We start from the raw sequence: 21995 nt of genomic DNA, 5'->3' as shown, positions 1-21995 counted from the left end.
CGGTGCTTGTGCAATGGCTTTAATCGTTACAGCACCTTCTTGCGCAGTCTTCGTCGTACCGCCAGCGGTAAGTCTGCCCAGGCCGTTGGTGCTCATGGAATGATCGAACGTTTGAAAGGACTCTCTGCGTGATTAAAAGGTTTCCGTTACTGTCCCGCCTTTGCTTACTAATTATTATCCCGGCAGTAACAGCACTCGCGCTGATATACCACTCCATGCTTTCTTCGTTGCCCTCGCCGCGGACCACGCTGGCATGGCCCGGCAATGACCCTGGCAACGTCACCATTTTACGCGACGAGCACGGCGTCCCCCATATCCAGGGTGATTCCGACCTGGCGGTCTTTTACGCAATGGGGTACGCCCAGGCACAGGATCGTCTCTGGCAATTGACGCTGCAGCAGCGAATCGCCCAGGGGCGCCTGAGTGAAGTTTTCGGGCGAGGCCTGATCAAGCAGGACGCGTGGTTTCGAACACTGGGTTTATACCGCACTGCAACCAAGGATCTGCTGGCCCTGAGTGATTCCGCGCGTGCATCGCTGCAAGCCTATTCAGATGGTGTAAATGCCTGGGTCGCCGGACATCCCACGCTGCCCCCCGAGTTTATTGCGCTCGGGATACAGCCGCTGCCCTGGACGCCGGTAGATTCACTTGCCTGGATCAAAGTATTTGCGTTGAACCTGTCAGGCAACCTGGATGACGAAATGCAGCGTTATATAGCCAGCGCTTATTTCACTAAAGAACAGATCGCCTTTTTGTACAAAGGCCATGACGCTGAAAGAGCTGACATTTCAGAAGCGCAGAAAAGTGCCAGGATGCAGGCATTGGCCGCAGTCCTGGAGGGGCAGCGGCTCGTAAAGGCAGACCTCAACCTCGGTGGGAAATGGCTTGGAAGCAACGCTTGGGTTGCTTCAGGGCGACTATCAAGAGAAGGCCGCGCAACGCTGGCAAATGATCCCCACTTGGGTCTTAGCATCCCGTCGTGGTGGTACCCGGCCACGCTCGAAGGCAAGCACCTGAGAAGCACCGGCATGAGCCTGGTCGGTCTTCCGGCCGTTGTGCTGGGCCTGAATGACGACATTGCCTGGGGCGCCACCAGCATGACGGCTGATGTCCAGGATCTGTATTTTGAAACGCTCGATGCCGGCAGGCCGGGACATTATCTATACAACGGGAAATGGGAACCGTTGGAGGTGAGGTCGGAAGAGATAAAAGTAAAGGCAGATTTCCCGTCGTTCCTGCGCACCGAACTCAAGCCGGTGCAGTTGCAAATCAGAAGTACCCTTCACGGACCAATCGTCACCGATACCGAGCCTGCGCTGGATGCCACCGGTGCATTGCGCTGGGTCGCACTGGAAGTCACAGATACCACATACGAAGCCCTGCTGAATTTGAATTACGCCAGGAACTGGCAGGAGTTCAAATCGGCATTAGCATTGTTCGTGTCCCCGGCCCTCAACTTTCTATACGCGGATGTTCAGGGCAATATCGGATACATGGGCGCCGGTCGGATCCCAATACGCAAGCAAAGGCAAGGTGCCCTCCCTGTTCCAGGCATGAATGACCAGTACGCATGGCAGGGCTACATTCCTTTCGACAAAATGCCCCAGCGATACAATCCGCCGGAAGGTTACCTGGTGTCGGCCAATGACGACATCACCGGACCCGATTACCCATACTTCATTTCCGATAGCTGGGCACCTCCTGGCCGCGCCCAACGCATTCGCCAACTGCTGGCGCAAAGCATCGAGCGAACGGGCGAGGTTGACTTCAACGCTCATCAGCAGATACAGCATGACGTGCTCAGCCTTCCCGCTACGCGAATGATGGGCGCCCTCGGCTTGCTCGCGGGGCGCACACCACGTCAGGAACAAGCCCTGGAGCGCTTGCAACATTGGGATGGCAGCATGTCAATGGACAGTGTTCCCGCAACGATTTTCAATGTGTGGATGCGCCATCTGGTCGACCAGGTCTTCGCCGCCAAAGCAGCAGTGCCATTTAATCAGCGAGGGCATATCGCCAATATTGAAGCCATGTTCGCCAACACCACAACCGATCAGCTCTACGCCGCCCTGACTGAAGCTGACAGTCCCTGGTGCAGGCCAGGAGAAAAACCAATGCCTTGCGCCACAGCCCTTTACGCAGCGCTGGATAAAACTCTGGATGAACTGGAAAAGCTCAAGGGCACCGACATGCAGGCATGGCGCTGGGGCGACGTTCAGTCGGCTTTCTACGAACATAACCCGTTCAGTTTTATCAAGCCGTTCAATACGTTTTTTGAGCGTAAAGTCGGTACGCCCGGCTCGACCGATACCGTCAATGTCGCTTATTCGAGGTTCAGCCATTCAGAGGGTTACTTGAAGCACACCGGAGCGGGTTTTCGCCAGATCATACAGATGGGGCAAGGTACAAACGTTTATTCATATATGAATTCCACTGGGCAATCCGGCAACGTCATGAGCGCTCACTACGCAGACATGCTTATACCTTTTGAGCAAGGCCAGTACTATCGCATGACGCTGAAGTCGACGGGTATTGAAAAGGACTCTTCAGGAAGCACTCCACACCATGATGCTCATCAGTGAATTTGGGCGCAAAGCGCCTAACCGTCTATTTATTGCCCTGATCCTGGGCTGCCTGGCGGGCGTGTGTTATGCGTGCCTGATCCCAATCGTATTGAGCAGCCTGAGCGGCGAGAGTGATGGCATCGACCTGGCAGAGGCTGCGCGTTACACGGTCCTGTCGATAGAAATTGCCGACCACAGAATCGCAGCCGTATTCCTGGCGCTCTGCGTATTCATAGTATTTGCGCGGACGACATCGCGTGCCATATTGACGCGAATCTCTTCGGAAATGACCCTGGACCTACGCACCCACTTGTATGAGCGCATAACAGGCGCAAACTTAAGTAACTTGGAATCCGTCGGCTCATCCAGGCTGTTGGCGGCAATGACCGAGGACATTCGACGTGTGGTCGTGGGCGGGCAACTGTTACCCGACTTGCTAATGAGCAGCGTGACACTCCTGGGCATGCTGTCATTCCTGGCCTTTCTGAACACGGCGGCGTTCGTGTTCGTTGTTCAGGCAATCTGCATTGGCGTCCTGACCCATCAATTGCCGGTATTCTTTGGCAATCGCAGCTTCACCGCGTCACGACAAATATTCGGCAAGCTGCAAACGGCAATGACAGGCCTGATTTTCGGCGCGAAAGAACTAAAGTTGGATGCGCAGGGCCGTAAGCATTATATGGAAAACGTTGTTCTTGCTCACGAACGAGCGTTACTCAAGGCAGACAAGACCACGTACACCATTCTGGTTGCAGCGAACTCATACGGGGACCTGTTGAGCTTCTTCCTGATTGGGGTGGTGTCATTCGTATTCGTCAATTATCACACTGTCAGTAATACGCAACTGGTCGGGATTGTTATGGCCTTGCTCTATGTGGCAGGGCCGGTCTCAATGATCATCGATGTGATTTTTCCGATCACCATGGGTAAAACCGCCTTGCGAAATATAGAAAAATTATTCATCGAGCTGTCCGAGGACAGCTCGGCGAAGACATTTGCGCCTGCGGGTCACTGGGAGTGCATGCACCTGTCCGACCTCGTCTTTCAGCACGCAACCAACACCCACGCAGACGCCTATAAGGTCGGTCCGATTTCCCTGGACATCCGCCGTGGGGAGTTGACGTTCATCGTCGGCGGGAACGGTTCGGGCAAGACGACGTTGTGCAAAATGATCTCTCTGCATTACATGCCTTTGCAGGGAACCATCAGTTTCGATGGACGCGCGGTGAATGATGCATCGCGTGAAGGGTTTCGCCAGGAAATCGCAGCGATCTATTCTGACTATCACCTGTTCGACCAATTATTGTGCCCACTGACAGACCAGGTTCAAGACCAGGCGCAAGAGCTCCTTGTTGATTTAGGACTGGAGGGAAAGGTCACGATTGAAAACGGCGTCTTCTCGACATTGGCGTTGTCAGACGGCCAACGCAAGCGCCTGGCTCTTCTAGTAGCCTTGCTTCAAGATCGTGGGTTGTACATTTTCGATGAATGGGCTGCCGATCAGGACCCAGGATTCAAGCAGGTTTTCTATCGCAGGGTGCTGCCGAAACTGCGCGAACGAGGCAAGGCGGTTGTGGTCATCAGTCACGATGACCGCTATTTCGATGTCGCTGACCAAGTCGTTACCATGGAATACGGTTCATTGCTCAGCCTGCATCGGTGCGACGCATTGGTGAGCGAGCCCCTACCCGATAACGCGTAATCGGGAGATGAACATTTTTCGCCACGGCCACTGAGACGCCATCCAGAGGAATTTTGTTGAATATGGAAGTACATGATCTGATCGGTGTCGGCTTCGGTCCTTCAAACCTGGCCCTGGCCATTGCACTGCAGGAGCACGGCTCGCGAGGCGAGCCTGTGCGCATGCTATTCCTGGAGCGGGAACCGAGATTTGCCTGGCATGAGCACATGATGTTGGCCGATACACGGATGCAAGTTGCCTTTCTCAAAGACCTGGTCTCGTTGCGCAACCCCAGGAGCCATTTCAGCTTCGTTAACTATCTGCATGAACAGAATCGTCTTCAGGACTTCATCAACCTGAAAACCTTCTACCCCAGCCGTCACGAGTTTGGCGATTACCTTGCCTGGGCTGCGGGCCATTTCAGTGACTGCGTCGAGTACGGGAATGAGGTACTCGAAGTTACGCCTCACCTGGGACAAGAAGGTGTCCACCTGTTGAAGGTCCATACCCGCGAGAGGCAGGGCCAGGACCACTATCACCTGACGCGCCATCTCGTCATAGGCATTGGCGGCAGCTCGCGCATCCCTGATCAATTCGTGCAGCTCAGACACGACAAGCGGATATTCCACTCAAGTGGCTATCTCAAAAGCATACCCGAGCACATGCACGCCCAGCGTGTCGCAGTCATAGGCGCCGGGCAAAGTGCAGCCGAGATATTCATGGACCTGCCAAATCAATCGGCAAATGTGCAGGTCGACCTGATCATGCGCAACAGCGCCCTGAGAGTCGCTGACGATAGCCCTTTCGTGAACGAGATCTTCAACGCCGACCTGATCGATCAACTCTACGACAGCCCTGAGCAGAATGCTGCTTACATCAAGGACTTCTGGCATACCAATTACGCAGCGGCCGATTTGGCCCTGGTGGAGAACATCTATCAAGTGATCTATCAGCAGAAAGTCAGAGGCCTGAACGGCCATCGCATCCTGAACAATCAAGAAATCACGGCGGTCCAATCGTGCGCCGAGGGCGTCAGTATCACCCTGAAGGACCGGTGTAGAGATGCATGCACCACCCACACTTATGACGCGGTGATATTGGCCACCGGCTATCGGCGAGACCATCATCTGGCCTTGCTCAAACCACTGGCCAGCTATCTGGGCGACTTCCGCGTGGACAGGCAGTACCGCTTGCACACCACGCCCGATTTCCGCCCCTCAATCTTTCTTCAAGGCGCCTGCGAGAGCTCGCACGGCCTGAGCGACACGCTATTGTCAGTACTTGCCACTCGAAGCGCGCAAATCACCGCTGCGCTCACCGCTTCACTGAGCGCCTGTGAACAAGGGCAGCTCAGGTGATCTGCCACGCCACCGTATCAATCGAGTGGGGCTTTCGTCCGGTTATATCCGCACGCAATACACTCGCTTTCGCCAACTCGGCGGCCGAAAATCGCAGAGGCACCTTGACACGCTGAACCCAGGGGGCGGCGCAAGTGCCCATGCGCTTCCAGCTCAAATACACGAAGCGCTCCTGCGGTTTCCCATGGACAAAAGCCCCGGCATAGTCGACGACCCCACTGCCCTTGTCGCGTAGTTGAATTTCACAGGAGAATTCATGGCTCCCATTTTTAGCCTGCACGCCAGCATGAACCGCCTGCTCCTTGTCTTGCAGGCCGACGAGCGCAGACTCTCCAATTTCCGGTAACGTCTTGCACACCAGGACAAGCTTCAAGCTGCTTGGCAAATCGCTCATTTTAACCTCTTATCCGAATAAAACGGCAGCTTTTCATGACTGCCCTGCTTGCGTATTCAATACCGTAGGCGGTGACAGGATCAAGCCGCCTCGCTGCTCCACTCACTGATCAGTCAAATCTCAAAACTCTCGAACTCAACAAGCCGTGCGCTGTCGATGCGAGCCGCAAACGCATGCAGCACCGACACCTCAAAAACATCAGCCATCGGTAGCTCCAGTTCAAATTCTTCGCGTATTCGCGCTGTCAGTTGACCGACCAGCAGCGAGTGCCCTCCAAGCTCGAAAAAGTCATCGTGTCGACTCACCTCTGCCACACCGAGCAAGTCTGACCACGTATGGGCCAACCAGACCTCAGTCGTGCCTTGCGCAGGCTCGTAAAGGCGCCGCGCATAATCATCCGAATGCACAGGTGGCAACTTTGCAACATCCACCTTGCCGTTCACTGTGAGCGAAAAATTCTCGATCTGAACGTAGGCGACGGGCACCATATAGCCTGGCAGATACGCCGTAAGGTACTCACGAAGTGCGACCGGTGATACTGGCAGCTGATCACTGTGCCGGGCACGACAATAAGCGACGAGTCGTACGCCGCCCTTTTCTTCCGTGCGCGCTATGACGTGGGACTGCGCAATAGCAGGATGCATGGCCAACCGCGACGCTATGTCCCCTAGTTCGATACGGAAACCGCGTATTTTCACCTGCTCGTCGGCACGCCCTGCAAACTCCAGCTCGCCATCGGCACGCAAGCGTCCCAGGTCGCCGCTGCGATACATTCGAGCACCCGGTAGTGGGGAAAACGGATCAGGGACAAAGCGTTGTGCTGTTAAGGAGGGCAGGCGATGATAGCCACGGGCAACTCCTTGGCCAGCAATCCAGATTTCACCCAGAGTCCACTCCCCGACCGCTTGTAGCTGATCGTCAAGAACATACACTTCGCGCCCAGCAATCCCACGGCCAACCGAGCGCTCCGCCCCCGGCCGGGTGTCATCCACGGTTAAACGGCGCCAGGTCGTATGGATAGCCCCCTCTGTTATGCCATACATGTCGGTAAACCGTGTTTCACCGCCGGGATTCGAATCGAACCAACCAGCCAGCATTGTCGGGTCCAGTTGCTCACCCCCAAATATCACCTGGCGCAGTCGGTGGGCACCAGGAGCCCGCAGGTGTTCGTCGAGCACCTGGCTGAAGGCTCCCGGCGTCTGACTGAGTACGGTCACACCTTCCCGGCAAAGCAAGCGATAGAACTCATCAGGCGCGCGGGTAACGGCAGCCGGCACCATCAACAGCCTGGCACCGGCATGTAGCGCACCAAACAATTCCCAAACGGAGAAATCGAATGCGATCGAATGGAAAAGGCTCCAGACATCCGACCCATCCGTTCCCAGGGTTTTGGCCAACGACTCAAGCAAGGTGCTGACTTGCGCATGCTCTACGGTCACGCCTTTGGGACGCCCTGTGGAGCCCGATGTGTAAATGACATAGGCCGTGCACTGTGGCGTCAGCTCGACCTCCGAATTGCACAGTCCTTGGGACGACAGGCTGCTCCAAAGGGCATGATCCTGATGGAAGTCCACAATCGTCACGTCTGTGAGCGGGCCCAGCGCTTCCTTGCCGACCTGATCACACAGCACCAGGACCGGTTGGCTATCGTCAATGATCTCCTGCAAACGCCCCCGAGCCGATGCGGGCTCCAGCGGCACATAACCACCACCGGCCTTGAGTATCGCGATAATGGCAACCACCAGTTCGATGCTGCGGCCCATCGCAACCGCAACATGCGCGCCTGGCCCTACGCCCAGCGAGAGCAAGTGACGCGCGAGCCGATTTGCGCTGTCATCCAGCTCACGATAACAAAGACTACGCCACTGATCGGTGATCGCGATAGCATCCGGCGTTTCCAGTGCCCAGTGGGCAACCGCATCATGCAAGTAGCCCGACATGTGCTTTGGCGCAGTCGATGCAACAGCGAGTGCGCTATCGCGCAGGGGCGAAGCAGGCGTAGCACCACAGATATCCTGTTCTTCGCTCATGTCGATCAACACACTCTTGAGCCCCTGCAAAACCCCCGCGATGTAGGACTGATCGAACAAGGCTGTCGCATACACGAGCGTGCCTGCTATCACATCGGTACGTTCCTCCATCATCAATGCCAAATCGCAGTGGGTGGTCAGGATCTGCGGGTGGACCTCAATAATCTGCAGGCCATCAAGCAGCACACTGCCTGACGGGGTGTTCTGCCAGACGAGCATTGCTTGGAACAGTGGGTTGTAGGCTCGGCTACGAACGGGGCTCATGGTTTCGACAACTTGCTCAAACGGCACATGCTGGCGGTCCTGCGACTCGATGACCAGGCCCTTTATCCTCGCCAGCAATACAGCCACGCTCGGCTTGTCGCCGAGATCGACATGCAGTGCCAAGGTGTTGACGAAACAACCAATCAGGCTTTCCAATTCAAGGGTTGGCCGGTTCGCGACAGGCGATCCGATAACGACAGATGACTGGCTCGCCAACCTGGCAAGCAGCACCGCATAGGCGCCCAGCAAGATCATATATAGGGTTGCACCATGACGGGCAGCCAGGTCGCGCAGCGCACTGGTCAGGTCCTGGTCGAGCGTGAAGGCCAGGCCCGCACCTGCCGGATCCTGCACGGCAGGACGCGGGCGACGGGTGGGCAGCGTCAAGCAGGCGGGAGCACCGGCCAGCTGCTTTCGCCAATAACGCAGATCGTCATCGAGTGCGACGACGGTCTCGCGCTGCCATACGGCGTAGTCGGCATATTGCAAATGCATCGGCGCCAGCGGGTAGGCAGCGCCCTGGGCGAAGTGCCCGTACAAGCCAGACAGTTCATTGGCAATCAGGCTCATTGACCAACCGTCGCAGATAATGTGATGCATTGACACGACCAGCACATGTTCGTCGTCAGTTACTTGCAGCAAAGTAGCGCGTATCAAGGGACCTTGCGCAAGATCGAAAGGCCGCTGGGCGGCACGCGCGAATAGCCCGGCCAGGCAGCACTCCGCCTCTTCGCCTGCACACAGAACCTGGGTATGCCACTCAAGGTTTGAATCGACAGGAACGACAACAGCATGTGGCATGCCATGGCTTTCCGGGAACACAGTGCGAAGCACTTCATGACGCTCGATCACGCCCTCGAACGCAGCTTTCAGTGCGTCCTTGTCCAACGCACCCGTGATCCGCAGCCCGCCCGACAAGTGATAGGCCAGGCTTTGCATAGGGTCGATGCGGGACAGGAACCACATACGCTCCTGAGCGAACGACATGCGTGCCGGGCCTGTACGCCGGCCAATTGCTGCGAACGGCCTGCGTGTCGTCCGTTCCAGTACCTGCGCGAACGCCTTCAGCTCCGGATAGGCAAATACATCGCGCACGCTCACCAAAGCCTGGGTCGCGGCACGGATCCTGGATATCACGCGAATAGCCAGAAGCGAATGCCCGCCCAGCGCAAAAAAATCGTCGTGGATATCTATGACATCGCGCGCGAGGAGCTCAGACCATACGCCGGCCACCAGTGCCTGCATCGGCGTCAAGGGAGTGTGGGTCTCACGCTCAGCGCGCTTGAGCGTCGAAGGCGAAGGCAATGCCGACAGGTCGACCTTGCCATGGGTATTGACCGGCCATTGCACCAAGGGAACAAATATGGACGGCACCATGTAGAGGGGAATCAAACCACTCAGCCTGGCTCGCAAGACGTCGCTGCCAGGCGAGACGCCATCATCGCAAATAACGTAAGCGATCAACCGTTCCTTGTCACAGACAACCTTGGCATCGAGTACGCCGTTGACCGACCGCAACGCCGACTCAACCTCCGCGGGCTCAATACGGTAGCCGCGCAATTTAATTTGCGTATCGCTCCTGCCGATGTACTCGATCGCGCCGGTACGCGTTTGCCGTCCAAGATCACCCGTACGGTAGAGGCGCGAACCTGGCGGGCCAAATGGATCAGGTACGAAACGTGCCGCGGTCAACGCAGGTCGATCAAAATAGCCTCGAGCCACACCCAAGCCACCGACGCAAATCTCTGCCACTACCCCGACAGGCGCTAACCTTGCCTGGTTATCTACAATGCACACACGGCTGTCGCCCAGTGCCTTGCCAAGCGGCAGCGGCCCTTGCGCCCGCGCCTGCTCACCGGTCAATTCGCCGACAATGGAGTTCACCGTTGCTTCGGTCAAACCATACGTATCGCAAAGCCGAATGCCATTTGTTGCGGGGTTTCTGAACCAACTGCGCAATGCCTCATGCTGGAGCTTTTCGCCTCCGGCCAGGACCATTCGCAACGGCGGCTTTGGCAGACAGTCGAGATCACCGGCATCCAGTTGCTGCGCCCATAGATGCCAGAAGGCTGTCGGCAGGTCGGCTACGGTGACGCGATGGCGAGCCAGGTACCCAACGAAGGCGGCATCCGGTGCGATCGGCCCGTCAGGTCGCACCACGATCCCAGCGCCAATGCTCAGGGCGGGAAAGATCTCAGCGATCGAATTGTCAAAGGATGGCGAGGCAAAATGCAGGACTCGATCCGTTTCATCCAGCCCGCACCACTGTACCTGAGCACGCATGAATGCAACGACACTGCGGTGCTCGACAGCCACGCCTTTGGGCTCACCGGTCGAACCTGAAGTGAACATCACATACGCAGTCTGTGTCGGTGAATGGAAACGCGCAGGCGACCATGCCTCTTCGTGCGCACAGCACTGGCACTGCTCGAGTTCGCGCACATCAAAGTAAGAAAGCCCTTGCTCCAAAGCCAAAGCACCGGCCTGCGCCCCACCGATGACCAGCGCCGGCCTGGCCAGCCCAAGCAACAGCCTGAGGCGTGCCTGCGGGTAGCCCGGGTCAAGCGGAACATAAGCACCACCGGCTTTCATCACAGCCAGCATCGCGATGACCATTTCCACGCTGCGCGACATGCACAGCGCAATTCTATCCTCCCGCTTCATGCCTGAATTATGTAAATGCCTGGCCAGCCGGTTCGCGCGGCGATCCAGTTGCGCGTAATCAAGACTGCCAGCAGCGCTGATAAGACACGGAGCACGCGGCGTGCGAGCGGCTTGAGCCTCGAACAGCCAGTGCACGCAGGCCTCGGGCATAGCCGGCCTGTCGGCGCGGTCTGGCGCCGGTTTCATACACAGACGGATCAACTCTTGCGTCGGCATCACATCAAGATCACCGGCGCGGCACCCAGGTGTCTGCTCATGCGCGTCTGCCAGGCGCTCCAGAGCCCGCTCGCAGCAGCGAGTGATCATGCTCGGATCAAGATGGGCCAGGGTCTGCACGGTCAACGCCAGCGCGTGCCCCGAATCATCTACCGAAAGTACCAGCGGGAAGCTGGTACGTTCGCTGCCGGGAGCAGGCTGTGAATTCTGTACCGATAGCGGTTCTTGCTGCCCAGGCAGATAGCGATAGTCCAGCAGTGCACCGGTCAGCGCGCCCCCCCCTTCAATCGCGCTGCAACGGCGCGCGAGCGATAACGATGCGTGTTCATGCTCAATCATTTTGCCGAGTAAAGACTGCGAAACGTTCAAGCATTCGGTGATGCTTCGTCCTTGCAACTTCAGGCGAAATGGCAGTGTATTGATGAGCATGCCTAACATTTGCGAAGTCCGGGGCGCTTCGGTCATGCGCCCCGACAGTACGGTACCGAACACCACGTCATCGCGCCCACTCAAGCGCGCAAGCACTAACGCCCATGCACAGTGAAGCAGCGCTGGCATGCCCAAGCCTCGTCGGCTCGCCTGCTCACGCAGCCGCTGGACGAGCGAAGCGTCAAGCGTTAACCGCGCTTCACCCAACGATGCTCGCAGATCAAGGGCTTCGAGCAAGCCAAACGGGGTGGTGGGGGTGCGCAAGTCCCCCAGCAATTCACGGAAGAATGACTCGTCACGTTGCGTCCCCAGCTTCCACACTCTGAGCGCATAGTCAGGGAACTGGGGAGGTGTCGGTAGCCCATGCCCCCCAGTGCGCAGGATCACGCTTAGCTCGTCCTGCATCACGCGTAACGACGTGCGGTCACCAATCAAATGATGCGACATGACCAACAATGACCAGCCTGCTGTAGATGAGCGAGCGACCAACCCGTTCATCAGGGGCGCGCGGCCTATGTCAATCCGGTGGCAAGGCAAGCCCGCCTGCGCCGCCAGCCACTGATCATCGGCACCTGCATCCGGAGCCTCGATTTCCTGCAAAGGGAACTCGACGTGGCGCAGCACCACTTGCACCGGCATGGCGAGACCATCCCACTGCATCGCCGACCTTAGTATCGCGTGACGCGAAATAACCTTGCGCAAGGCCGAGACAAAACAGTCAAGCTCATCACGCGATGCAAAGTGAATGGTCTGGTGAAGGACATAAGGGTCGGCATCGCCGGACAGCATATGATGGTAGAGCAAACCTTCCTGCAAGGGCGTCAGCGGGTAGATGCCTTCAAGATTATCCTCACCACCCGGCACTCGCGAGACAATCAGCTCGCGATCACGGGCGTCGCAGATGAAGGTGTCTTCTGCGCACGCTTGCGCGGGCTCAATCAAATCTCGCTCAACCAATCGGCGGCGCAACGCCTCGCGCTGTTGCGCAGTCAGAGACTTATAATTGGCGAAAAGGTCATCGCGCATCGATTCTTCCTTGAATATTTTGTTGATTGTCACGCTGCCTGTGAAGCGCTGAAAGACGTAGCCCACAGCACGATCGATGCATCGCGACCAATTGGTAGAGTGGCATAAACTCCACTAAGATGTCTTCCTAAACGGCGCCCTCAGCTGTCCCGCCGGGCCCTATCCACCTATTCCGGCCATGTTAACTATGCCTGTCACCAAGTGCTTGCAGCCGCCACGACCGATTGACGTGATTACCCGCCCCGACCTTCAAACCTTCGACAGCCTTTACGTCAAACTTGCCAGGCCCGTACTGATACGCGGCCTCACCGATGGCTGGCCTGCGCGTCGAAAATGGACCCACGATTTTTTCGCGAGACACTTCGGTGAAGTACTGGTGAGTGTGTGCCGCAGCAACGGCCGCGACCCACAGCAAATGCGCCTGGACGACTACCTGCAGTATCTGGATGCCTCCCTCGACCGCGACCCCCTCTACCTGTCGAACTGGGTTTTCGAACGCACTTGCCCGCAATTGCTCGACGACTACACCAACCCCTCACTCTTCGAACGTCTCGAATCCAGACTGCCCGAACACCTGCGCCCGCAATGGCGCTGGATGTTCATCGGGCCCGCCGGTTCCGGCACACACCTGCATGTCGACGTGCTCGACACCAGCGCCTGGAATGCGGTGATCACCGGTCGCAAGCGCTGGCGCTTCTACGCCCCCGAGCAACAGCCGCTGCTGTATCAGGGAAAGGTGGATTGCTTTTCTCCCGACCTCGAAGCCTACCCACTGTTCGCTGACGCGCATGCGATCGAGTGTGTGCAGCAGCCAGGCGACCTGGTCTTCACTCCTAGCGGCTGGTGGCACCAAGTAATCAATGAGCGCGCCGGGATCTCCGTTACCGAGAACTTCATCAACCGCGCCAACCTTGAACGGGTCAAGCGGGCGGCGCAGAGAGCGAACCTGCCGTATCTCGACGAAGCTGTCGCCGCGATCGGCTGAAGCACAGCCGTCGCGGCTCGTTCGCTCGAATCACTTGATCTGTTGCGCAACCTCCAGCAGATCCAGGGACGCAGCGCCTGGCCAAATGTCACACAGGCGCGCCACTCGGCTCAGCAACGCCTGCGCCAACGGTTGTGGACAGGCCTGGGACTGAAAGCGCAACGTCAGACGCGCCCGCGCACCCTGCTCACAGACCAGTATCAGCGGGTAGCCTTCGTTGATGTGGAACCGCGTGTCCTCGACACGCAGTCCTGTACGTGCGCTGAACAGTTGATCGGTCGTGGCATGGTTCTCATGTACATAGATAGCATCGAACAGCGCCAGCTCGGCTGGCCAACCGATACCGCGCTTGATATCGGGAAGCGATGCGTGTTCATGGGATTGCAGGTCCGCGATGCAGCGCTGCGTGGCTCGCATCCATTGCTTCAATGTACGGCCCCGATTGAGGGTTGCTCTCAACGGCAAGGTACTGATCAGATTGCCGACCGTATTGGCATAGCATGCGCGCTCGCCATGGCGCCCCGAGGTGACAAGGCCAACCAATAAGTCACGTCGTTCAAACGTTACGGCAAGGGCCAAGGCAAACCATGCCGAAAAAGCGCTTGCCATCGTGACCTGTGCATCAGCCAAGGCCGCAGTCAGGCGTTGCAGTTGCGCCTGAGACAGCTCGAACGAAACCTCGACGGGCACGGCGTCGTCCCCCCTAGTCTCGAGCAGCGCCACGGGCTCGGCATGCGCAAGGTACTCAGACCAAAAGCGTGGTTCATAACGGCGCACTGACTCGGTGGCAAGCAGCAAATCACGATAAGAGTGGTCCTCATCAACCTGCAGGTCCGGTTGAGGGCCAAGGCGGCAATACAGGTCGGCCAGCTCCGCCATCATCAGTTCCTGGGAACGCCCGTCGGCCACAAGGTGGTGTTGCGTCCAAACCCACAGGTGCCGGTCGGCAGACAGTCTGACCAACCGAATGCGCAGTAAAGGTGGAGTGGCCAGATCAAATGGCCGCTCGCGCTCGTTTCGCACCAGTGTTTGCAATTGCTCCGCCTGTGCGGCAACAACAGGCGAGTCGTACTGGTAGTCAAGCGCAACCTCGTCGTGGAGCCGTTGACAATGCCGTGCGCGAAGATCCTCTGCAAATGCCGTCCGCAAGGCTGGGTGACGGCGTATCAGTAAACGCAGTGCCGACTCAAAGCGCGCAGGATCAAGCGCCCCCACAAGCACGCAACTGAACTGCGACACATAGAGTGAGGCGTGCGGTGCCGCGAGGCAGTGATACAACATACCTTCCTGGGCAGCCGTAGAAGGATAGATGCCATCCTGGATGTTTCGGGTCGAGGTCAATGGCCCTGCCGGCGGGCGTTCGCCCTCGGTTCCCGTGGCCAGGTGCTTGGCCAAGGCTCGGACCGTTGGATAGTTGATGATGTCCTGCATGGCGATAGACAGCCCTGCCCGCTTTGCCCGCGCCGAGATACGAATACTCTTGAGGGAGTCGCCACCCAGCGCAAAATAGTTGTCATCGGACTGTACTGGACGGGCAAACGATTCACACCAGATATCCAGCAGCATGGCCTCCAGCCCGGACAACACATCGGTGGACGATGCTGTCGCCTCACCTCGCAGTTCCCCGAGCAGTTCGCTGAGAAATTGTTCCTTGTCGCAATTGCTAGGCATATTGATCGTCCAGTGTAACGTTCAGAGAGGAGCTGACAGGCAAAGGCGGACCGGGAAAGACGATCTCGGCCAATGCCTCGTCAATCGAGTCACACCTTGCCAGCGAATGCAGGGTTCTCACGATAACCGCTCGCAAGCGCTCGACATGAGTGACATCGACACGGCGGGCGTCATAGTCAAACAGGATACGCAAGCCTTCACCGCCGTGATCACGATTGAAGTGAATCGTCAGCGGCACGTAAGTCTGGTCGGATGCGTAGTGGCTGGCGACATGCAAAGGCATGTGCAGCAGGCCACGATAGACATGGAAGTGGGTGTACACAAATAACGTATCGAACAACGTCCGACCGCCGTTCATCGCGACCAGTTGGGCATAGGGAAAGCGCCGGTAAGGCAGGTAGCTGCGCTCTGTTTCGAAACAGGTTTCCATCAGCTGCCGCCAAGTGCTGCCCTGAAGGTTGATCGCGATGGGAAGCAGATTATTGAACACGCCCACGCAACGTTCGCCGCCACTCAGTTCCGGCCTTCCATTGAACTCCATGCCACTGCACTGCTCGGGCACGCCCGTGACGCTAGAGAGCGCAGAAAAATGCACTGCCATCAACAGGTTCTTCAATGGCACGCCGGCGGCTTGCCCGATGGTTTCCAGACGCTCCACCCACTGCGGCTCCACCTGCCAGGTCAACCGGCTGTGCACCGCACTGGGAGCGGTCGGTGGCAAGTCCGCTTGATTGAACTTGCTGTTGGCCAGCAACTGGCTCCAGAAATGACGCTGGGTGCTGCTGGTCAAGGCTTGTTGCTCCAACGCGACAAATTCGGCGTAGGACAGCCTGCGCTGTTGATCAACCAGTGGTTGCTGTAGTGCACGATAAGCAGAATAAGCTTGCAAGAGCTCGGTGAGCACCGTCGCAACACACCAGCCGTCGAGGGCAGCGTCAGCAAAGGTCAGCTGGAAGCGCTCGCTATCCAGCAAATGCACCGAGCAACGGAAATGGGGCGCCGCCTCCCAGGCAAAGGCGCGCTTCTTCTCTGCGCTGATCCAGGCATCCAGCCGCGCCTGCCGTTGCTCAGCGGGCAGCGTCGTCAGATCCTCAACCACCAGAGGCAACTCGACGCAGCGGCGAACGATCTGAATCGGTTCGTCGAAGCGTTCGATATCAATACAGGTACGCAAAAAGCCATGTTCGGCGGTCACATTCTTGAGCGCACTGTGCATCGCGCGCTCATCCCATGGCGTAACAAGCTCCAGCGTCGTGACAAAGACCTCGTAGTGATCATCATTGAAATACTTGAACAGAATGCCGCGCTGCAAGTAACTGAGCGGGTAAGCATCTTCCACATCATCCGTTGCCAAAATGGCACGGTCACGCTCACTGAGCAGGGAAAACGGCGCGATGGTTTCGCTTGGCGACACACACCAGGACGTATTCTCGATCTGCGCGTGCATCGCACCAAAGCTACTGTGCCGGAACAGGGTCTGTACCGACAGCGCGATACCCGCGGCACGTAACCGACCAATAAAATGCAGTGCCAGAATCGAATCACCACCGCAGGCGAAGAAATCATCTTCATCGAGGGGTGGTGCCCCCCCAAGAACTCTCTGCCATTGGCCGGCAAGCTGACTGCGCAGGTCGTGCGCTTCATCGACCGGCAATAGGCCGTTCTCACGCACCAGCAAGCTGCGCAATTGCGCACTATCCGCCTTGCCGCTCGCCAACAGCGGCCAGTGCGTCAGCAATCGCCATTCACGGGGAACCATGAACTCTGGAAGCCAGGCCCGCACGTGAGCTTCCACGTCACGCGGGGTCAAGTCGGTGTGCTCTTCAACCTGCAGGAAAGCGCAAAGACGTTCGGCTCCAGCCACTTCATCGAGCAAAACCACCGCATTGCGCACCCCGGCAAGGGAGGAAATCGCTTGCTCAATTTCGGCCAGTTCGATGCGGTATCCCGCGACCTTCACCTGCCCATCCTGGCGGCCAAGATAGTGAATATTGCCGCTGGCATCAAAACGCACCCGGTCGCCGGTACGGTAGCAACGTGACAGACTGCCCAGAGGTGATGGCGTGAATTGCGTAGCGCTCAGCATGGCTTTGCCGACATAGCCGATTGCCACTTGCGGACCACCGACGACGAGCTCGCCCTCCGCCCCCGGGAGCACCGCCAGCCCGTGCCCATCGACAATCGAGACCTCACAATTGGGCGCCGGCCGGCCAATGGAGATACTCGCCTGGTGTGCATGCACTTGGGCATAGGTCACATCAATACCCGCCTCGGTGGGCCCGTAAAAATTGTACAGCCGTACCTGCGGCGCGGCGTCAAAGAAAGCCCGGGCCTGGGCTTCCAGCAATCTTTCACCACTGCACACGACCTGACGCAATCCCGCAAGTGCCTGACATACACCCTCAATACCCAGCCAATGCCCCAACACGCTGGGAACAAAATGCGCCACGGTCACGCCATGCTGCGCAATAGCTGCTGCCACGGATTCAGGAAAGCGCTCGTGTGCCGGCTGGATACACACGGCCTTGGCCCCCAGGGCCAACGGCGCCAGAATTTCCCAGAGCGACACATCAAAGGTCCAGATAGTCTTCTGCACAAAAACGTCTGCGCGCGAAAGCGCGAGCCGGTCGATCATCCAGTCGAGTCGATTATCAAGGGCTCGATGACTGATCAGTACACCCTTTGGCTGCCCCGTACTGCCCGAGGTATAGAGCAGATAGGCGGCCGCATCGCCAGGCAGGGCCTGGTAGGGCAAAGCGTCCAGCGCCTGCATAGCGTCCATGCCCTGCTCGGCGTCGATCATCGGCAGGGCAATCTCCAACGGCAGGCTCCCCGCTTGGGCAATGACTGCCACGGCACCGCTGTCGCGCAGCATGTAATCACGCCTGGACGCGGGCATTGTCGGATCGATGGGTAGATAAACGCCGCCAGCAAGCATTACCCCCAGACAGGCCGCTACTCCCGACGGGCTGCGCGGCAACATGACTGCTACCACCGGCTGATGACCGTCAAGCCCATGGGCCAGGGCCAGCACTTGCCTGGCATACTGCGACGCAGTCTCGAGCAGGCGAGCGTAACTCCAGGTCTCATCGTCACCCGCCGAAATCAGGGCAGTCGCCTGCGGATGAGCCAAGGCATTGTCGACAATTCGCACCAGGGTGGAGGGCGCAATGGTGCCTGGTTCAACACCCCACTGATGCAAACGCTGACTGACCGCTGGCGGCAGCCTTGTCGCCTCTGACAGCGATACGGTGGTGTCTTTGGCAATGACCTCCAATGCGAAACGAAACTGCTCGAGCCAGGACGACGCAAGCAGAGGTTCCAGTGCATCACAGCGATAGTCGACGCACAGCTGCAATTGATCTTTGTCACCCAACAATTGCATCTGCACCGGGTAATGCGTGTAAGCAGGCGTCAATGGGTAAGGCGAGAGTTCAAGATCGCCGAGGCGGATGTGCGCGTGCTCCCGTTCAAACGCAACATCGACGCCACCAGGCCCCGCATCGAGGCCGGCCATTTCGAAGTAGGCGAACACGACATCGAAACAGGTGCCGGGCGTGCTTGCGCTAGCGGCAAGGTCCGTACCGAGTTGCGTCAAGGGCATGGCTTCGTGGGCCAAGGCACTGGAGAGCCTGTCTCGAACAGCAACCAGCGCATCGTTGATCGGAGCGGCTAAATCGACCTGTGCATCCACCGGCACAAGATTGGCGAACATGCCTACCGTTTCCTGATATCGCCCGGCGCGGTTGAGCAACGCGACGCCGTAGCGCACTCGCCGGCGACGCGTGAGCACCGCCAGACTGGCCTCCAGTGCCAGCTGCAGCACGCAGCCCACCGTGGTCCCGGCGCTGGCCGCCCTGGCCTGAATGGCTTTCACCAGGTCGGCAGGCAATTCGCTGCGCTCCCGGCGGGACTCGTACCGCTCAAGGCCGTGGGACAGCAGCGGCAAACGAGGGTCACCGGCTGGGTCCAATGTACCTTGCCAGAACGCCACATCCTTGCGTACCTGTTCTGAGGCCAGGTATGACTGGTGATCGAGGCAGTATTGCCCGTAGGCCACCGCGCCGGGTAACTGCGCCAGCGGTTCGTTGCGCGCGGCGGCCTGGTAACACGCCAGGAGATCACGCCATACCAGCAGGAACGACCAGAAATCAGCTACCGCATGATGCACTTGGAGCAACAGGTACGACACGTTGTCGCTGCTGCGCAGCAGAACGACCCGGTAAAGGCGCGCCGCATCGGCCTCAAGGCCACGTGCCGCCCAAGCGTGCAGCCTGGCGCGGGCGCCGTCATCACCGTCCAGTTCTTCCAGTACCACTGGTTGGGTAGCTTCGCAGTCGACCACATAATCCAGCCCGGCCGCGCCAGAAAGCAGCTGGCTGCATAATGCTGCGTGCTTGAGCTCCAGCATGACCAATGCGCGCTGTAATACTTCAAGCTCGATCCCACCCGTAATCCGCACGGCGCGTTGCAGCGTATAAATCGGTGCCCCGGCCAATGTCTGGGCGAACACCAACGCACGTTGGTAATGAGTCGCCGGAAAACTGTTTCTGCCATAGGGAGCAGGCAGGGCGTCGGCCCGAGTTGCAGGTACGCGAATGTCTTCAAGCAGATCGCCCACACGGGCAGATGCATACATTCTGGCGCGGTTAAGCGCACAGCCAAAGCGGCGCTCCAGTTCGAACTGGATCCGCACGATGGTCAGCGAGTCTGCGCCCAACTCAACCAGCGTTCGCTCAACTTCAACCTGTTGCACCGATAGGCCGAGCAATCGAGCGATGATTTCCAGTGCAGGCCCAGACGTCTCTTGACCCTCCACGACAGCACCGACATCGGCTGCCAGCCGCGCATCACGGACACACAACGTCCCGAGCAACCGCCCGGCTTCAAACAACTCGCGTACGCGCTCACGCTGCAGCTTGCCGCTGCTGGTACGTGGTAGTGGACGCGTGGTGAACAGCACGGCGGACACGGTAATCGGGAATAGGGCTTCGACCTTTGCCGCGCACGCCTCACCGAGTGCAGCGAACTCATCGACATTGATGGCCGACGCACGTACCTGGTAGACGAGGGTAAGGCTCTGACCGCCGTCCCGGCTGAATGCGCCCGCACAGTTGGGCGCGAAACGGGCGTCGAGCTGCGTCATGGCGAACTCGATGTCGGTAAAGAAATACTTGCGTCCTGCCACTGCAATCGCGCTGCCGACCCGACCCAGCACATGCAAACCGGAGCGTCCCATGTAGCCCAGGTCACCGGTGGCAAGGTAACTGCGGGAAGGATCCTGAGGCAGGACGTGCGCGAACGCTTGCCGCTCGATGTGTCCGTTGTGCACATAACCGTCGGCCAGGCTCGACGCTGACACCCAGATCTCGCCAACCTGACCCGCCGCACATTCGCTGCGATTCGCCGCATTGACGATTTTAATCACCGGGCCACCCTCCTCGGGTAGCCCACAACTGGCAAGTGCACCCAGGCTCTCAATTGACTCGCGCTCGACAGGCTTGTGCACCAGTCCTGGGGCGTCATGCGCCAACCCGCGCCGCGCAGTGACCAGCAAAGTCGCTTCCGCCATGCCATAGGCGGGGCACAGAGCCTGGGGATGGAAACCGTGACGGGAGAACCGCTCGGCGAAGGCCGCCAACGTGGCATGGCGTACAGCCTCTGCCCCGCACACCGCGCTGGACCAGCTCGAAAGGTCGATGCCTTGCAGCTCCTCTGGCGCAATATGCAGGCATAACTCATAAGCAAAGTTAGGCGCGCTGCTGACTGTGCCACCAAACTGATCGATTGCACGCAACCAGCGCGAAGGTCGCTGCATAAAGGTTGCAGGCAACATGTGCACGCTTGTCGCACCAAGGTGATAGGGCAGCAGCAACTTGCTGACCAACCCCATGTCGTGATGCAGCGGCAGCCAGTTGACGAACCTTGATTGTTCGCTGAAACCGAAAGTACGGACCAGCAATTCGAATTGCGTGTGCAGCGCCGTACGGCTCACCACCGACCCCTTGGGCTCCTGGGTGGAGCCAGAGGTGTACTGAACGAACGCGACAGGTGAATCAACCCGCGTAACTACCGGATACCCGCTCTCAAAACGGTCGCCGATGCCCACCACCTTGATGGCGGTCTGCTCGCGCAACGTCTCGATTGCCGTATGCTCCTGGCGCATCGCATCGGTAAGCAGCAACGTGGCGCGTGAGTCACGTGCAATGGTGGCCAACTGACCGCCCACACTGTAACGGTTTAGGTTCGACGAAAGCCCGACCGGCACGGCACCGACGTATTGGCAAGCCAGAAAAGAGATTGCGAAACGCAGCGGATCGCGCAGCGTGATCAGCACGTGCTGCCCCTCGCGCAGGTCGCAGGCATGATAAAGAAACGCCGCGGCGTCGCGGACCGCATCGTCCAGTTCGTCGTAGCTGCACGATGTGGCGATGGTCTCGCCGTCGCGCAGGTAATGGAACATGTTCCTGCGAGCGGTTGCGGTTCGATCAAGCAGCGTGGTCATGCTCGAGCCCTTTCCAGAGAGTCATGCGACAACGCGCACTTGCGGCCAGGACCGACACTGTCATCGGATAAAAGCCCGTGCCCTGCGTCGAACCACGACGCCGGAAAAAAGACACTGTTCTGCTTCCCGGTGAGAAGGAACTTGATGTTCGACTGCATTGCATTCTCGCTTGGCTGTTCAGTTCCATTGAGCTGCGCCCTCTCGTGAT

At 58.4% G+C, this 21995-nt stretch carries 8 protein-coding genes; 4 read left to right on the top strand and 4 right to left on the bottom strand.

Annotated features, from left to right (window positions below):
• Positions 1-128: 128 nt before the first annotated feature.
• The 3 genes from JOE32_RS02280 to JOE32_RS02270 all read left to right on the top strand — a co-directional run bounded on the left by JOE32_RS02280 (position 129) and on the right by JOE32_RS02270 (position 5603).
• Positions 129-2582 (top strand): penicillin acylase family protein, encoded by a 2454-nt coding sequence (locus tag JOE32_RS02280; RefSeq protein WP_093127383.1) that lies wholly within the window; start codon positions 129-131, stop codon positions 2580-2582.
• A complete protein-coding gene (locus tag JOE32_RS02275) occupies positions 2566-4266 on the top strand; it encodes a cyclic peptide export ABC transporter (RefSeq protein ID WP_209981030.1) in 1701 nt (566 codons plus the stop codon). Before JOE32_RS02280 ends, JOE32_RS02275 begins: the two co-directional genes overlap by 17 nt.
• A gap of 62 nt (positions 4267-4328) precedes the next feature.
• Positions 4329-5603 carry a lysine N(6)-hydroxylase/L-ornithine N(5)-oxygenase family protein gene (locus JOE32_RS02270; RefSeq protein ID WP_209990263.1) on the top strand — a complete coding sequence of 425 codons (1275 nt, stop codon included), beginning with the start codon at positions 4329-4331 and terminating at the stop codon, positions 5601-5603.
• Here JOE32_RS02270 and JOE32_RS02265 read toward each other — a convergent pair.
• The gene (locus JOE32_RS02265; RefSeq protein ID WP_093127373.1) at positions 5596-5997 is read right to left on the bottom strand and encodes a DUF5990 family protein; all 402 of its coding nucleotides are present in this window, start codon (positions 5995-5997) and stop codon (positions 5596-5598) included. The genes JOE32_RS02270 and JOE32_RS02265 overlap by 8 nt on opposite strands.
• Before the next feature lie 113 nt (positions 5998-6110).
• Positions 6111-12692, bottom strand: a complete 6582-nt coding sequence (locus JOE32_RS02260; protein WP_209981028.1) for a non-ribosomal peptide synthetase — start codon at positions 12690-12692, stop codon at positions 6111-6113.
• 163 nt (positions 12693-12855) lie between these two features.
• Between JOE32_RS02260 and JOE32_RS02255 the strand changes: the two genes are divergently transcribed.
• Complete coding sequence (locus JOE32_RS02255) at positions 12856-13611, top strand: cupin-like domain-containing protein (protein WP_159420418.1); 756 nt, start codon at positions 12856-12858, stop codon at positions 13609-13611.
• A 30-nt stretch (positions 13612-13641) separates the two neighbouring features.
• On the opposite strand, the gene JOE32_RS02250 is transcribed toward JOE32_RS02255, so the two are convergent.
• Together JOE32_RS02250 and JOE32_RS02245 are read right to left on the bottom strand one after the other, a co-directional pair.
• Positions 13642-15282: a condensation domain-containing protein gene (locus JOE32_RS02250; protein WP_209981027.1), complete on the bottom strand. Its 1641-nt coding sequence runs from the start codon at positions 15280-15282 to the stop codon at positions 13642-13644.
• The gene (locus tag JOE32_RS02245; RefSeq protein WP_209981025.1) at positions 15275-21787 is read right to left on the bottom strand and encodes a non-ribosomal peptide synthetase; all 6513 of its coding nucleotides are present in this window, start codon (positions 21785-21787) and stop codon (positions 15275-15277) included. The genes JOE32_RS02250 and JOE32_RS02245 overlap by 8 nt, the downstream gene beginning before the upstream one ends.
• Between the last annotated feature and the right edge of the window lie 208 nt (positions 21788-21995).

It is taken from the genome of Pseudomonas sp. PvP025 (assembly GCF_017832155.1).
Taxonomy (GTDB): domain Bacteria; phylum Pseudomonadota; class Gammaproteobacteria; order Pseudomonadales; family Pseudomonadaceae; genus Aquipseudomonas.
The sequence above is the reverse complement of the archived record's forward strand: the minus strand, read 5'-3'. Positions and strand labels throughout refer to the sequence as shown.

Coding starts and splice junctions, on each gene's coding strand:
- JOE32_RS02270 (WP_209990263.1), top strand. CDS start 4,329: ATGGAAGTACATGATCTGATCGGTGTCGGCTTCGGTCCTTCAAACCTG.
- JOE32_RS02265 (WP_093127373.1), bottom strand. CDS start 5,997: ATGAGCGATTTGCCAAGCAGCTTGAAGCTTGTCCTGGTGTGCAAGACG.
- JOE32_RS02275 (WP_209981030.1), top strand. CDS start 2,566: ATGATGCTCATCAGTGAATTTGGGCGCAAAGCGCCTAACCGTCTATTT.
- JOE32_RS02250 (WP_209981027.1), bottom strand. CDS start 15,282: ATGCCTAGCAATTGCGACAAGGAACAATTTCTCAGCGAACTGCTCGGG.
- JOE32_RS02245 (WP_209981025.1), bottom strand. CDS start 21,787: ATGACCACGCTGCTTGATCGAACCGCAACCGCTCGCAGGAACATGTTC.